Source organism: Porticoccaceae bacterium LTM1, assembly GCA_030252795.1.
In the GTDB taxonomy this organism is placed as follows: Bacteria; Pseudomonadota; Gammaproteobacteria; order Pseudomonadales; family Porticoccaceae; genus SCSIO-12696.
Window position 1 is genome coordinate 1,318,762 of the sequence record CP127080.1, and the last position, 12,842, is coordinate 1,331,603.

Annotated in this window: 14 protein-coding genes and 2 tRNA genes; 12 read left to right on the forward strand and 4 right to left on the reverse strand. The window is 50.6% G+C overall.

The window, feature by feature from the left end; translation table 11 throughout:
- Positions 1-9 precede the first annotated feature (9 nt).
- The 6 genes from QP938_05700 (at position 10) to QP938_05725 (ending at position 6,758) form a co-directional block, all read left to right on the forward strand.
- The gene (locus QP938_05700; GenBank protein WIO75398.1) at positions 10-543 is read left to right on the forward strand and encodes a chemotaxis protein CheW; all 534 of its coding nucleotides are present in this window, start codon (positions 10-12) and stop codon (positions 541-543) included.
- A 77-nt stretch (positions 544-620) separates the two neighbouring features.
- Positions 621-3,023, forward strand: a complete 2,403-nt coding sequence (locus QP938_05705) for a methyl-accepting chemotaxis protein (GenBank protein ID WIO75399.1) — start codon at positions 621-623, stop codon at positions 3,021-3,023.
- Between the two features lie 71 nt (positions 3,024-3,094).
- The gene (locus QP938_05710) at positions 3,095-3,913 is read left to right on the forward strand and encodes a protein-glutamate O-methyltransferase CheR (GenBank protein WIO75400.1); all 819 of its coding nucleotides are present in this window, start codon (positions 3,095-3,097) and stop codon (positions 3,911-3,913) included.
- Positions 3,913-4,500, forward strand: a complete 588-nt coding sequence (locus QP938_05715; GenBank protein WIO75401.1) for a chemotaxis protein CheD — start codon at positions 3,913-3,915, stop codon at positions 4,498-4,500. Before QP938_05710 ends, QP938_05715 begins: the two co-directional genes overlap by 1 nt.
- On the forward strand, positions 4,479-5,582 hold the full coding sequence (locus QP938_05720; protein ID WIO75402.1) for a chemotaxis response regulator protein-glutamate methylesterase: 1,104 nt from the start codon (positions 4,479-4,481) through the stop codon (positions 5,580-5,582). Before QP938_05715 ends, QP938_05720 begins: the two co-directional genes overlap by 22 nt.
- A 273-nt stretch (positions 5,583-5,855) precedes the next feature.
- Positions 5,856-6,758 carry a TIGR01777 family oxidoreductase gene (locus QP938_05725; GenBank protein WIO75403.1) on the forward strand — a complete coding sequence of 301 codons (903 nt, stop codon included), beginning with the start codon at positions 5,856-5,858 and terminating at the stop codon, positions 6,756-6,758.
- Positions 6,759-6,783: 25 nt separating this feature from the next.
- Here the strand turns inward: QP938_05725 and thpR are convergent, their stop codons facing one another.
- Genes thpR through queD form a run of 3 tightly spaced genes read right to left on the reverse strand, consistent with a single transcriptional unit; the run spans position 6,784 to position 7,988 of the window.
- Positions 6,784-7,299 carry an RNA 2',3'-cyclic phosphodiesterase gene (gene thpR, locus QP938_05730; GenBank protein WIO75404.1) on the reverse strand — a complete coding sequence of 172 codons (516 nt, stop codon included), beginning with the start codon at positions 7,297-7,299 and terminating at the stop codon, positions 6,784-6,786.
- Positions 7,300-7,319: 20 nt separating this feature from the next.
- A complete protein-coding gene (locus QP938_05735; GenBank protein ID WIO75405.1) occupies positions 7,320-7,604 on the reverse strand; it encodes a DUF503 domain-containing protein in 285 nt (94 codons plus the stop codon).
- 27 nt (positions 7,605-7,631) lie between these two features.
- Positions 7,632-7,988: a 6-carboxytetrahydropterin synthase QueD gene (queD, locus tag QP938_05740; protein WIO75406.1), complete on the reverse strand. Its 357-nt coding sequence runs from the start codon at positions 7,986-7,988 to the stop codon at positions 7,632-7,634.
- A gap of 146 nt (positions 7,989-8,134) precedes the next feature.
- On the opposite strand from queD, the gene QP938_05745 reads away from it, so the two are divergent.
- Positions 8,135-8,210 (forward strand) — tRNA-Val (locus QP938_05745).
- A gap of 85 nt (positions 8,211-8,295) precedes the next feature.
- Positions 8,296-8,372, forward strand: a tRNA-Asp gene (locus tag QP938_05750).
- Between the two features lie 452 nt (positions 8,373-8,824).
- Here the strand turns inward: QP938_05750 and QP938_05755 are convergent.
- A complete protein-coding gene (locus tag QP938_05755) occupies positions 8,825-9,754 on the reverse strand; it encodes a DUF1853 family protein (protein ID WIO75407.1) in 930 nt (309 codons plus the stop codon).
- 66 nt (positions 9,755-9,820) lie between these two features.
- Between QP938_05755 and QP938_05760 the strand changes: the two genes are divergently transcribed.
- The 4 genes from QP938_05760 to QP938_05775 are packed head-to-tail and all read left to right on the forward strand — an operon-like array spanning position 9,821 to position 12,771.
- Entirely contained in the window at positions 9,821-10,729 is a 909-nt protein-coding gene (locus QP938_05760; GenBank protein WIO75408.1) for an NAD(+) kinase, read from the forward strand.
- A 15-nt stretch (positions 10,730-10,744) separates the two neighbouring features.
- Positions 10,745-11,632, forward strand: a complete 888-nt coding sequence (locus QP938_05765; protein ID WIO75409.1) for a rhomboid family intramembrane serine protease — start codon at positions 10,745-10,747, stop codon at positions 11,630-11,632.
- A 37-nt stretch (positions 11,633-11,669) separates the two neighbouring features.
- Positions 11,670-11,927 carry a DUF1315 family protein gene (locus QP938_05770; GenBank protein WIO75410.1) on the forward strand — a complete coding sequence of 86 codons (258 nt, stop codon included), beginning with the start codon at positions 11,670-11,672 and terminating at the stop codon, positions 11,925-11,927.
- A 13-nt stretch (positions 11,928-11,940) separates the two neighbouring features.
- Positions 11,941-12,771 (forward strand): DUF2797 domain-containing protein, encoded by an 831-nt coding sequence (locus tag QP938_05775; protein WIO75411.1) that lies wholly within the window; start codon positions 11,941-11,943, stop codon positions 12,769-12,771.
- The last annotated feature ends 71 nt before the right edge of the window (positions 12,772-12,842 follow it).

Here is a 12,842-nt window from a genome sequence, read left to right on the forward strand (position 1 = left end):
GAGGCAACCATGAGTGAAGTGAACGATATCGTGAGTGAACAAGAGAGCAGCCAATTTCTGACTTTCCTGCTGGGTGACGAGAGCTACGGACTCAACCTGTTGCGGGTAAAAGAGATCATTGAATATGCACCGCTGACGCAAGTCCCGATGGTGCCCGATTACATCGCCGGGGTGATCAACCTGCGGGGCAGTGTGATTCCGGTTATTGATGTGTCGATTCGCTTTGGTGGTGACGTTGCCGAAATCTCCAAGCGCAGCTGTATCGTTATTGTTGAGGTTAACTGCAATGGCGAGACCCTGGAAATGGGCGTGCAGGTGGACGAGGTTCACGAAGTCATCAACATTCATGCCGGGGAAATTGAACCGCCGCCAGCATTCGGTACCCGAATCCGCACCGACTTTATTGCCGGTATGGGCAAGGTAAAAGACAAGTTTGTGGTACTGCTGAATATCGACCATGTTCTGTCGCTGGAAGAATTGACGGTGGTTGAAAGTGCTGCCCGCAAGGGAAACGCAGACATTGAAGAGCCGGCGACGGTTTAGAAACATCGATAACTGTCGCTATTAATGTGACGGATTAGAAGAAAAGTAAAAAGACAATTACAAGAAGGTACAGCCAAATGAAATTGCTACGCGACTTGAAGCTGGGGACCAAGGTGACTATCGCCTGCTGTCTGCTGACGGCGATTGCGATCGGTACTACGGCACTGATCAGTTTCACCAAGGCTAACGCGGCGTTAAATGCCAGCGTTTCAGCGCAGCTGCAGTCTGTAATGACTGTGAAGGCCGCTCAGGTGGAAGAGTTTTTCGCCAGTTTAAATTCCCAGGCAGACTCCATGTCCAAGAATTTCATGGTGGTTGAAGCAATGGAGGCATTTAAGGCTGGTTACAGCGAAATTGCCGAGGAGCTGGATTACGACAGCGATAAATTGGCCGAGTCTCGCACGGCTGTCGCCGGTTACCTGGATAACAAATTTCTGCCGCAGCTGGATAAATCTCTGGGCTATACCGCGTCGGATTTCATCCCAAAAAATGATAGTGGTGTGATTCTGCAAGACCTTTATCTTGCTAAAAATGATAATGAAGCCGGATTTGAGATATTTCTGGAAGATGCAGAAGATGGCAGCTCCTACTCAGAAGCCCACGCTAAATATCACCCTCAATTCAGTAACTATATCGACAACTTTGGTTATGGTGATATCTACCTGATTGATAGTGAGTCCGGCGAAGTTGTTTACAGTGCCTATAAAGGTATTGCCTTTGGTACTTCACTGAAAAGTGGCCCACACAGCGGGTCCGGTCTTGCCGTTGCATTTAATAATGCCGTCGAAAACGAAGAGCTGACACTGGTTGATTTCAAGCCGTTTACTCCGGCACTGGAAGCACCATCTTCTTTTATTGCCAGCCCGATTCAAAACGAAGATTACGAAACAGTAGGTGTGTTGGTTCTGCAATTGCCGGTTGAACAAATCAACAGCATGATGACGCACAACCAGAACTGGGAACTTGCTGGCCTGGGTAAAACCGGGGAAACCTATATCGTTGCCAACGATAAGACTTTGCGCAGTGAGCCAAGAAAGCTGGTGGTAGAGCTTCAACAGCAGTTGAGCCAGGCGCGCGAGGACGCCGTAGAAATTCCGGAAGATGAACGCGTAGACTACCAGGCCCTGTTGGAAGAAGTCGGTGTTGATGCACAGATTCGTGAAAAAATTGAAGCGTCCAAGTCGGCGATTGGTTTTCAGATTATCGATAGCCCGGCTGTTAATACCGCACTTTCTGGTAAGTCCTGTAATGATGAAGATGTGACGGTAGAGCAGCGTGAATTTGTCGGCTATCTGGGTGAAAAAGTATTGTCAGCTTTCCGTCCGCTCACGATCTCCGGCCTTGAATGGGTAATTGTTGCTGAAATGCAGGAAGATGAAGCGCTGGCGGCAGTTTATAACCTGCGTAATACAATTTTGGGTGCGGCGGTGATCTTGTTGCTGGCGGCTATGGGTATTGCGTTCTGGCTGGGTGCGTCGCAAATTCGTCGTCCGATGAAAGGGCTGCTGGATGCTGCCAATGATCTGCGCGCGGGTGATGGCGACCTGACCAAGCGTATCCCGGTAGTAAGCCATGATGAAATTGGTGAAACAGCGGTAGCCTTTAATGGCTTCCTGGATAAACTCCACGGTGTGATCAGCGAGGTGTACAGCTCCATTGCGTCGCTGCAAACCGCTTCTAACGAAGTAAAAGGCACCGCGCAATCGGTCAGTGATGGCGCCAGCCAGCAGGCCGCCAGCGTCGAACAGACCAGTGCATCATTGGAAGAAATGACTGCTTCCATTAACCAGAACGCAGAAAATGCTCGTCTGACCGACGATATTGCGGCTAAAGCCGCAGATGATGTGAAGCGTGGTGGTGAGTCGGTATCGGCAACAGTTAAAGCGATGGAAGACATCTGCGAGCGTATCAGCATCATTGATGACATCGCCTACAAAACCAACCTGCTGGCCCTTAACGCAGCCATTGAAGCGGCGCGAGCCGGTGAGCACGGCAAAGGTTTTGCGGTGGTAGCTGCAGAAGTTTCCAAGCTGGCAGACCGAAGCCAGGCCTCTGCGCAGGAAATTGGTGAGCTGGCTAAAAACAGTGTGAAAGTTGCCATTGAAGCCGGTGAACTGCTGGAGAAAGTAGTGCCGGATGTGTATCGCACTGCCGATCTGGTTCAGGACATTGCCAATGCATCGGATGAGCAGTCCAGCGGTGTGGGCCAGATTACCGATGCCATGAGTCATGTGGATCAAAATACTCAACGCAGCGCTGCCGCTTCTGAAGAGTTGGCTGCTACTGCCGATCACATGGCACAGCAGATTTATCAACTGGCGGAACAGGTTGGCTTCTTCAAGGTGGCAAATGCCGCAAGAATTGAAGGCGACTACGAGCAAAAAGCACCCCAGCCTGCTGTAGAAAGAAGAGCTGCAAACAGCCCTGAAGCAGCATCAGCCGATGTGGCTCAAGCGGCAAATTTCAAACCGTTTAGCTAATAACGGTCAGGCAGCCGCAGTCCACCGGACTGTGGCTTGCCAACAAAAGTTGGCATAACAGAGATAAGCCTTTGATCGCATTTAATCCATTAACCATTGCATCTGACCTCACTCCCGAGCTGTATGGCAAGTACTGTCAGTTTATTTATGAACGAGCCGGTATCACTCTGCCTAACAACAAGCAGACTTTGGTGGCAGGGCGGATTACCCGTCGAATGCGCGATCTGCAACTGCATTCGACTGGGGAATATTGGGATTATGTGTGTGAGCATGAGGAAGAAGCTCAATACCTGGTTGATGCGCTGACCACTAACGAAACCCGTTTTTTTCGCGAACAGCGTCACTTTGATCGCCTGACAGAAATTGCTGCCCAGCATACCGGGTCGGAACCGTTTAAAGTCTGGAGTGCGGCCTGTTCCAGTGGTGAAGAGCCATACAGCGTCGCGATGGTGTTGGCAGAATCACTTGGCACTCGTCCATGGCAAGTGCTTGGCAGCGATATCAATTGCCAGGTGCTGGAGCAGTGTCGTTTGGCGCTTTATCCAATTAATGCCAGTGAGTTAATCCCACGGCCGCTGCTAACCAGATACTGTCTGGAAGGTGTTAACCAGCTGAAGGGACGATTTACCGTTGTTTCTGAATTGAAGCAGCGAGTTAATTTCAGGCAGATCAATCTAAATACCAATCTTCCGATGGACGATCTGTTTGATGTCATCTTTTTACGCAATGTGTTGATCTATTTTGATCCCAATACAATTCGAACAGTTATCAACAGAGTCGTGCAACGTTTGAAGCCTGGTGGATACCTGTTTATTGGTCACTCGGAAAACCTGCGTGGTGTTTCGCCGCTTTTGCAGAGTGTAGAGCCTTCGGTTTATCGACGGGTGTAATGATGGTGATTCGACCGGATTCAAGAAGTATGCAGCTCAGCGATACCAGCTGCTTTTTACATCCGGGAGATTGGCTGTATTCAGCTGAAGCGATGACCTTGAAAACTGTATTGGGGAGTTGTGTGGCGGTGATAATCTGGCACGGCAAAACCCAATCGGGAGGAATGTGCCATTTTGTTCTTCCTGAGGTGCCAACCGGATCCATGCAGCATCGGCCAGCCGGATATTACGGGGATAGTGCGGTAAAGCTATTAATTACTGAAACTAAAAAACTGAATGCACACCCCGGCGAATTTAGGGTCGGGGTTTACGGTGCGATTTGTCGATCAGGCGATGAGAGCGGTGCACTTTCAAGGAATATTGGCAAACGTAATGTTGAAATGGCAAAAAAGCTGTTGGCTCAAAATGGTTTTGTGATCGCTGAAAAAATTGTGAGTGAGCCCGTTGGTTATCTGTCGGTATCACTTAATCTGCGAGATGGGCATGTCGATGTAAAGTCGGGACCACTCACCGATTCAAATCAGAATGAAAATTACACCCCGATAGGGGACATTGGAGTGAAGTCATGTCGCCCATTCGCGTCTTGATTGTCGATGACTCTGCGACGGTTCGCAGTGTAATCAGCCAGGTACTGTCGACTGACCCGGAAATAGAGGTCATGGGTACGGCGGTTAACCCGGTTTTTGCCTTTCGGAAAATGGAACAGAATTGGCCGGATGTGATTATTTCCGACGTAAACATGCCGGAGATGGACGGGCTGACTTTTTTGAAAAAAGTCATGACCACTCGACCAACTCCGGTGATCATGTGTTCAACCGAAGTTGGCGATGGCGCACGGGCGGCTGTTGAAGCGTTGTCGTGGGGCGCTGTGGAACTGGTTCAAAAGCCGGAAGTGGGTTTGAAAGGGTTTCTCAATGATCACGCCCGGGATTTTGTGCGTGCGGTAAAAGCTGCAAGTACGGTTGATGTGACCAAGCTTGGAAAGAAAAAACGCCCGGCTGCTAATAGTTTGTCTGCCACTCCGGAAAAAAACAGTGCCGATGCAATTTTGCCTCCGCTGGAGTTGGGGCGTTTGCGTAACACTGACCAGAACCCGATTATCGCCATTGGCAGTTCTACAGGCGGTACCACTGCTATTGAAGAGGTGCTGAGTATATTACCGAAGACCACTCCCGGCATTGTGATTGTTCAGCATATGCAGGAAAAATTCACGGCGGCTTTTGCACAGCGCCTGAATACGCTTACCGAGTTAGATGTAAAAGAGGGAGCTACCGGTGATGTGATTGAGCCGGGCAAGGTGTTCGTGGCCCCCGGTGGCAAGCATATGATGGTGAAGCGTATCGGTGGTCAACACCAGATTGTTGTGAAAGATGGCCCTCCTGTGAACCGTCACCGTCCGTCAGTGGATGTGCTGTATCGCTCGGTTGCGAAGGAGGTAGGCAAGAATGCCATTGGGGTTATTCTGACTGGTATGGGTGACGACGGCGCAGCGGGTATGCTGGAAATGCGCCAGACTGGCGCGCTGACGTTTGCCCAGGATGCTGCCAGCTGTGTGGTGTACGGTATGCCGAAGGAGGCTGTTCGCCGTGGAGCGGTGGTGCGGCAGTTGCCATTGACGGAAATTCCCGGTGCTATTTGTCGGGAATTGACCAAGCGGGCTCTGAAATAATATTTATTGAACTCTTTTATTGAGATCTTCTTCGATCACCACCCAAGCCATGGATAGAGTCTGACTTGCTGTGACACGTCGTTGACCCATCCATGGGGACTCGAGGCCAGCATCCTTGCTGGCCACGGTCACAGCAAGTCAGACTCTATCCATGGCGGCACTAACTAGTTTTCCTCGTTACTTGTCGAAATCACTCTTCGGACAGTTTGGGACTCACTACTGATCAATTCGACTGCTACACTGAAAGTGTTTCAAGCGAGTTAGAGGTGCCCTTTGCGACGTGTATTGATCACCGGCGGTAGTGGTTTTATTGGTAGCCACCTCTGTCAATCTCTGCTGGCAGATGGCTATGAAGTCCATGTGCTGACCCGTGATAAAGCCAAAGCCAGAAATTCTCTTCCCGATGCAGTGAAGCTGTACCAGTCTCTCGCGGATATGGATGCCGATGCGCCAGTTGATGCGGTGGTTAATTTCGCCGGAGAGCCATTGGCCGCCGGTCGTTGGAGTAGCCAGCGCAAGCAGCGCTTTTACGATAGTCGCGTGGGTACAACCGATGCCCTATACGATTACTTTGTTCATGCACCGCAGCCGCCCTCGGTATTGATCAGCGGATCGGCAATTGGTTACTACGGCCCCCATGGTGATGAGCAATTGAGTGAACAGGGAGCTGTGGTAAACAGCTTTTCTCACAGGCTTTGTGATGCCTGGGAGTTGAGTGCCAAACGGTTCGCCGATATGGGCTGCCGTGTCTGCTGCATTCGTACAGGTGTTGTATTGGGCAAAGGTGAGGGTGCTCTGGCTCGAATGATGCCGGCTTTTAAGATGGGACTGGGAGGGCGACTGGGCAGCGGTAAGCAGTGGTTTTCCTGGGTTCATATTGCCGATATGGTGGAGCTGCTTAAATTCTGCCTGGAGCATAACGAGCTGCGAGGGCCGGTAAATGGTACTGCGCCTGAACCTGTTACCAACCTTGAACTCACCCGCCAATTGGCTCGTAGTTTGAATCGCCCGGCAATTTTCCCTATGCCGTCACCGGTAGCACGGTTGCTGTTTGGTGAAATGGCTCAGGAGCTGCTACTGACCGGGCAGCGAGTGGTGCCGACAAAGTTGCAGAAAGCAGGGTTCGAATTCAAGTATCCAAAATTGCAAGATGCGCTAAAGCAAATAATTGTTTAGTACCAGCGCACCCATAGATCTGGTGTTACCGTTTCAGCTTGTATTTTTGCAGTGCCAAATAGCGGCTGCCTTCACTGTGCAATTCACTCTGGAAAAGTACGGCTTGTTCGACCACAAACTCAATATCAACCGGTTTGTAATGGCAATGAATCGCTGACTTTGATCGCGCCAAAGTGATATGGGGTGAAAAACGTTTATGATCACAGGGCAAGCCATTGTTCCTGAATTCTTCTGCAAGTTTTTTTTGAAGTTCATTTAAATGCGAATTTGGTTCTACAAATGCCGCCAGTATTTTTGAGGAGTTTTTGGGGAAGGGGGCGATACGCGTAGTGTGTAAATTCAACGGTGCAGGCCACTGAAAATTAGCCAGGGTATTTTTCAGTAAGCTGAGTTGCTCTGGCGTGGTGTCACCAATAAACAGCAGCGTAATATGTGGATGGTTGGTACGCCTGCAATGAAGCGGTATCTCCTGAGCTTTAAAGAGCTGCTTTTCAGTATTGTGGCTTACCGGAAGGGCCAGAAAAGTTCGAATGGTATTCATGAAGCCTCCGCTTCAGATTGTTATTGAAGTGTATGCCGTTCGATATTCACTACGTAGCCATCAATGGCTTCGTGCAAATAGTTTTCTATCTGAGAATAGACCGGTTCTACGCTGGATGCGCTATTTCCCGCAATCGTGAATGTCCACTCACTGCGAGTCAGGTTGTCCTGGTAGTTGGATTCAATAACTGCGGTAGAAGGGTGCTTGCCAAATCGCTGGCGCAAACCGCTTAGGCGTTGGCGCTTCTCTTTGAGGGAGGTGCAACCCGGCAGATGAAATTGAACAATCAGTTGAATGATCACCATGCCGGGAAGTATAGAACACTGCTGGGCTTAGTCTCCGGTGTAAACACAGCCACTGGTGCAGGTTTCACGAATTACAATCTTGGAGAGTTCCGGCAGTTCCGGTTTCAGGTGTTGCCAGATCCAGCGGGCAATATTCTCGCTGGTGGGGTTTTCCAGACCTTCAATATCGTTCAGGTAATAGTGGTCCAGCTGATTGTAGATCGGCTTGAATTTGGCTTTGATATCGCCGAAATCCATTACCCAGCCGCTGGTGTCACCAACCGGCCCTGAAACATGGATGGAAACCATAAAGGAATGGCCGTGTAGACGGGCGCATTTGTGACCCTCTGGCACATTGGGAAGACGGTGGGCGGCTTCGAAGTTGAATTCCTTGTAAATTTCCATGCTGAACGGACTCTTTGATCGCTATTTGAACAGGCGCGCTATGGTAGTCGCCGCCTCGCGATAAGTATAGATTTTATTACCAAAAAAGTTTCACAAAGTGTTTGACAGCTCTGAGGAATTGGGTAGAATGCGCGTCTCTTTCGAGGGGGTGGTTAGCTCAGCTGGGAGAGCAACGGCCTTACAAGCCGTAGGTCACAGGTTCGATCCCTGTACCACCCACCAGATACTTTAGCCTTATTGGAGTATCGATCGAAAGTGAGCGATTGGTGTATGACAGGCCACCATGTTAAAACGCTCAACACACTGCGGCCCGGTAGTTCAGTTGGTTAGAATGCCGGCCTGTCACGCCGGAGGTCGAGGGTTCGAGTCCCTTCCGGGTCGCCATACAAACAAAAAAGGCCATCTCTTTCGAGATGGCCTTTTTTGTTTGTATGCAATCTGGACTATGGACAAGAACCCCGTTCGACAAATTTGTCTGGAACAAATTTGGGCGCCGCAGCGAAGCCAAGGCGGTCCGAAGGACCGAGGGCCATAGATGGCCCGAGTCACTGATTTGTCTGGAACAAATTTGGGCGCCGCAGCGAAACGAAGGCGATCCGAAGGATCGAGGGCCATAGATGGCCCGAGTCAGTCCCGCCCCTCAGTAGGCACCACAGCTTAACGAAACTGCCAGATTAATTTGGTTAATCTAGCGCCTTTTAAGTTAGAAGCTGCATTCTCCGCAACCCAGAATCGCCCTTACCCTGTTTTCAGAACACGCTGCAAGCACATCCCTGTGAGCTCGACGACAGCATCCATGCTGTCGACGGTTCTGAAAACAGGGTAAGGGCAATTCTTCACATGGTGCCAGGCCAACGCTCAGGCGCAATAAAAAATCTTTCCTGTTCATCCCAGCTGCCTAATTCAGTCTTACAAATCCGCGTCACCATTACCGGAAAATCAGGCATGTCATTAATTAAACATTCATTTAATTCGCTACCCGATATTGTGTTTTCTTCAGCCAAATTTATCACTGGTCCCAGCCATTCCCGCTTGGTCAATGCACGCCAGCGACTTTCTGAAAAAGCGGTTGTTAACTCAGTTATTTTATCCCGGTATAACCACTGCCCATTGCAGTGATTATCAGGTGCCCACTCCGGCTTTTGGGTTGATTGCTGCCAGGGGTAAAACAGGTATCCCTTTAGGGCGGCGCTAGAGGTTATTTGGTGTTCTTCTGTAATCCCGGCAAGTGCATCACGCCCCTCAGCGGTTTGTGGCAGTTTTAATTGGTGGGTGGTTAATCGATTAACTTTATTGCCGAGATTGTCTTTGGGGTTTGGCCCTGGCCACAGCATTTGATTCGAGCTGAGCTCTGAATGCTCGCCAATAAACAGGTAAAATTTTACCGCGACTTCCAGGTGGTGAATCGAGTTGGTGGGAATGTATCGGTAGATAAAATCAAACGCGCCCAGAGTGCGACGGTCGCTATTCTGTACTTGCAGGTTGTGGCCCAGTAACTCCAGTTTCGGGTGGTGTGAAAGGTAAAAAGCCCATAATTCTTCAAAATAGTAACCGAGACGATGACTGCTGCATTTGGCCAGATGTTGTTGCAGGGGCTTAGGGTTGGCATCCAGTGCGGTAAGAAAGTCGATAGTTTCTTCGTCTGAAACAGGCAGCTGGCTATCCATGGTTTTCACCAGTGGAGCACTTAATAATGCCCAGGCAAGGGTGCGAACTTCGGTACTGGAAAATTGAGAACTAATGAATGATGCTTTTTCACAAGGCATAGCAGCGAGCCGGTAGCGGTTTACTGTGTATAATCGTTTCTATATTGAGCATTGCAAGAGTTTTTCATGGCACAGTTTCAACGCATCGGTTTGATGGCGCGATTAACCTATCCGGAAGTGGCGGAGTCGATTCAGCGTTTGGCCGCCTATCTGGCGGCGGATCATACGGTTGTTGTAGAGTCCCAAACAGCCACTTTACTGGACGGCGAGGCGATTCAGTATCAGGTGTGTGATCAACTGGAATTTGCTCGCCAGATTGACCTTGCCATAGTCGTCGGTGGTGATGGCAGCATGCTGAGCGCTGCTCGTGAGCTGATTGACAGTGAAGTACCCATGCTGGGTGTTAACCGTGGCAGGCTTGGCTTCCTCACTGATATCCATCCGGACGACATCGAACAGCGGGTGGGCAAAGTGCTGGCTGGCGAATTTGTTGAGTCCAAGCGCTTTTTGCTTTCTACCGAAATCACTCGCGACGGCGAAACCATCGGTCGAGGCGATGCCCTTAATGATGTGGTGCTGCACCCGGGGCAATCCATTCGAATGATGGAGTTCGAGCTCTACATTAATGGCCAGTTTGTAAACAGTCAGAGGTCTGATGGCTTGATTGTATCCACGCCAACGGGATCTACTGCATACGCTTTATCCGGTGGCGGGCCAATTCTGCACCCCGATCTCGATGCAATTGTGTTGGTGCCAATGAACCCGCACACTCTCAGTAGTCGCCCAATTGTTGTCCACGGTAACAGCGCTATAGAGATTCGCGTGGGTAGCCGCAACGAGCTTCACCCCTCGGTAACCTGCGATGGCCAGAATCATGTGGAGACCGAACCGGGTGATGTAATTCGCATAGTCAAGCGCCAAGGTACTTTGCGATTGATTCACCCGGCGGATCACAACTTTTACCAGATCTGTCGCAGCAAGCTGGGGTGGGGTAGTCGCCTTGATTCGCTGCACGACCATGAAAAAGATAGTTAATCTTTATACGCTTTTATGAATGAATCCAGTTGGACTCTGGTGGCGGAACTGCCACTGTCGCAGAATATTGAGCCGCTCTTGAAGCGCCTTGAGCAGTTGGGTGTCGCTCACAATGTAGTGACTGACAACGCTCGTCAGTCACTTTGGGTTGAAAACCCGGAGCATATTCCGCTGGTGGATGAATTGCTTCAACAGTTATCCAAGCCGCGCCGTCCCAGCGACCCCTGGTTTGACGAAGCGCCCCGAAAAGCTCGAACCAGCTTAAAGTCCTCCGGTAGCATAAAAGCTCTGTTCAGAGAGTTTCCAGTCACCATGTACAGTATTTTACTCAGTGCCATCGGAGCGCTATTGGTGTATGTGGATCTGGGCATGGGGTTGGATTATTCGTTGATTGGAGCGCTTACCTTCCAACCTCTGATAGCCCCGTATTCACCCTTGCAAAGCTTTTTGGATGGTCAGTTCTGGCGCCCGATATCGCCGATATTCCTGCATTTTGGTTTCACTCACTTGGCATTCAATGGTATGTGCCTGTGGCTGTTTGGCGCCCGTATTGAGCGTCTGCTTGGGGCGGGGCGACTGGTTGTGCTGATGCTGATAACTGCCCTGATCAGCAATGTGGCCCAGTATCTCTGGCTTGGCCCACATATTTTCGGCGGCATGTCCGGGGTAGCCTTTGGCTTGGCAGGGTTTGTCTGGGTGCGCCATCAGTTCAGACCTGACCCGTTAACCGAGTTGCCGGCGGTGCTGGTGTTTATGATGCTGCTGTCGCTGTTTCTCGGTATCAGTGGAGCGCTCGACAGTTTAGTCGGTGGCAAGGTGGCAAATGCCGCTCACCTGGGCGGTTTGTTGAGTGGGGCGATACTCGGGTGGTTTTCTGCGCAGGCAGCCGACGCCCGTCGCTGATATAATCGCGATCCTAACTGATCGACCAGAGATGCAGATGGACTATCAACAGCTGTTAAATACCCTCACCCCGGAAATCTACCAGAACCTTAAACGCGCCGTTGAGCTGGGCAAATGGCCTGACGGTAAACGCCTGAGCAGCGAACAGCGCGAAACCTGTATGCAGGCAATGATCGCCTACGAAGCCAAGCACTTGTCACCTGAACAGCGCACAGGCTATGTGCCACCCAAACCCACCGGTTGTGATACCGACCCGCAGCTGGATACGGAAGAGACCCTGAAGTGGAAGCAGTGAAGTGGAAGTAGTAATGACGGAAAACAACCAGGCAGGGCATCTGGGCAAGATGAAGGTAGCGCTGGATACTCAGGTGCGCTACCAGTTGCCACTGAATGACCAGTTGGTAGAGCTCAACCCTCTGATTGGTCAGCACATTCGATTGGAGTACAGCGGTACCATTCACTGCACCCACTGTGGCCGCAAAACCAACAAGAGCTTCAGTCAGGGTTACTGCTACCCGTGCTTTACCAAACTGGCGCAGTGCGACAGTTGCATCGTCAGCCCGGAAAAGTGTCACTACCACGAGGGTACTTGCCGCGAGCCATCTTGGGGTGAGCAGTTCTGCATGACCGATCATATCGTCTATCTGGCGAACTCCTCCGGTGTGAAGGTGGGCATTACCCGTGCCAGCCAGATCCCCACCCGCTGGATTGACCAGGGTGCAGTACAGGCACTGCCGATATTGCGGGTGAAAACCCGTCAGCAATCCGGGCTGGTGGAAGATGTTATTCGTCAGTATGTAGCTGACAAAACCAACTGGCGAGCTATGCTGAAAAACAGTGTGGATGCAGTGGACCTGATTGCCAAGCGCGACGAATTACTGGATCTCTGCAAAGACGAGTTGAACGAGCTGACAGACCGGTTTGGCATCAATGCCATCCAGCCGATCAGCGATGCGGAAGTGGTGGAGATCAATTACCCGGTGATTGAGTATCCGACCAAAGTAACCAGTTTCAATTTTGATAAAGCACCGGTGGTGGAAGGCAAGTTGATGGGCATAAAAGGCCAGTATCTGATCCTGGATACCGGTGTCATCAATATTCGCAAGTTCACTGCATATGATGTAACTATTACTTACTAACACGTCATCCTGAGCGCAGCGAAGGATCTCGTAGAAGCAAGGCCCTGAGATCCTTCGCAGCGCTCAGGATG

Bases quoted from the DNA above. Each gene is read 5' to 3' on its own strand.
- QP938_05755 (WIO75407.1), bottom strand. From the start codon at position 9,754: ATGCCTTGTGAAAAAGCATCATTCATTAGTTCTCAATTTTCCAGTACC.
- QP938_05705 (WIO75399.1), top strand. From the start codon at position 621: ATGAAATTGCTACGCGACTTGAAGCTGGGGACCAAGGTGACTATCGCC.
- QP938_05765 (WIO75409.1), top strand. From the start codon at position 10,745: ATGAATGAATCCAGTTGGACTCTGGTGGCGGAACTGCCACTGTCGCAG.
- QP938_05700 (WIO75398.1), top strand. From the start codon at position 10: ATGAGTGAAGTGAACGATATCGTGAGTGAACAAGAGAGCAGCCAATTT.
- QP938_05760 (WIO75408.1), top strand. From the start codon at position 9,821: ATGGCACAGTTTCAACGCATCGGTTTGATGGCGCGATTAACCTATCCG.
- queD (WIO75406.1), bottom strand. From the start codon at position 7,988: ATGGAAATTTACAAGGAATTCAACTTCGAAGCCGCCCACCGTCTTCCC.
- thpR (WIO75404.1), bottom strand. From the start codon at position 7,299: ATGAATACCATTCGAACTTTTCTGGCCCTTCCGGTAAGCCACAATACT.
- QP938_05770 (WIO75410.1), top strand. From the start codon at position 11,670: ATGGACTATCAACAGCTGTTAAATACCCTCACCCCGGAAATCTACCAG.
- QP938_05735 (WIO75405.1), bottom strand. From the start codon at position 7,604: ATGGTGATCATTCAACTGATTGTTCAATTTCATCTGCCGGGTTGCACC.
- QP938_05720 (WIO75402.1), top strand. From the start codon at position 4,479: ATGTCGCCCATTCGCGTCTTGATTGTCGATGACTCTGCGACGGTTCGC.
- QP938_05715 (WIO75401.1), top strand. From the start codon at position 3,913: ATGATGGTGATTCGACCGGATTCAAGAAGTATGCAGCTCAGCGATACC.
- QP938_05775 (WIO75411.1), top strand. From the start codon at position 11,941: ATGACGGAAAACAACCAGGCAGGGCATCTGGGCAAGATGAAGGTAGCG.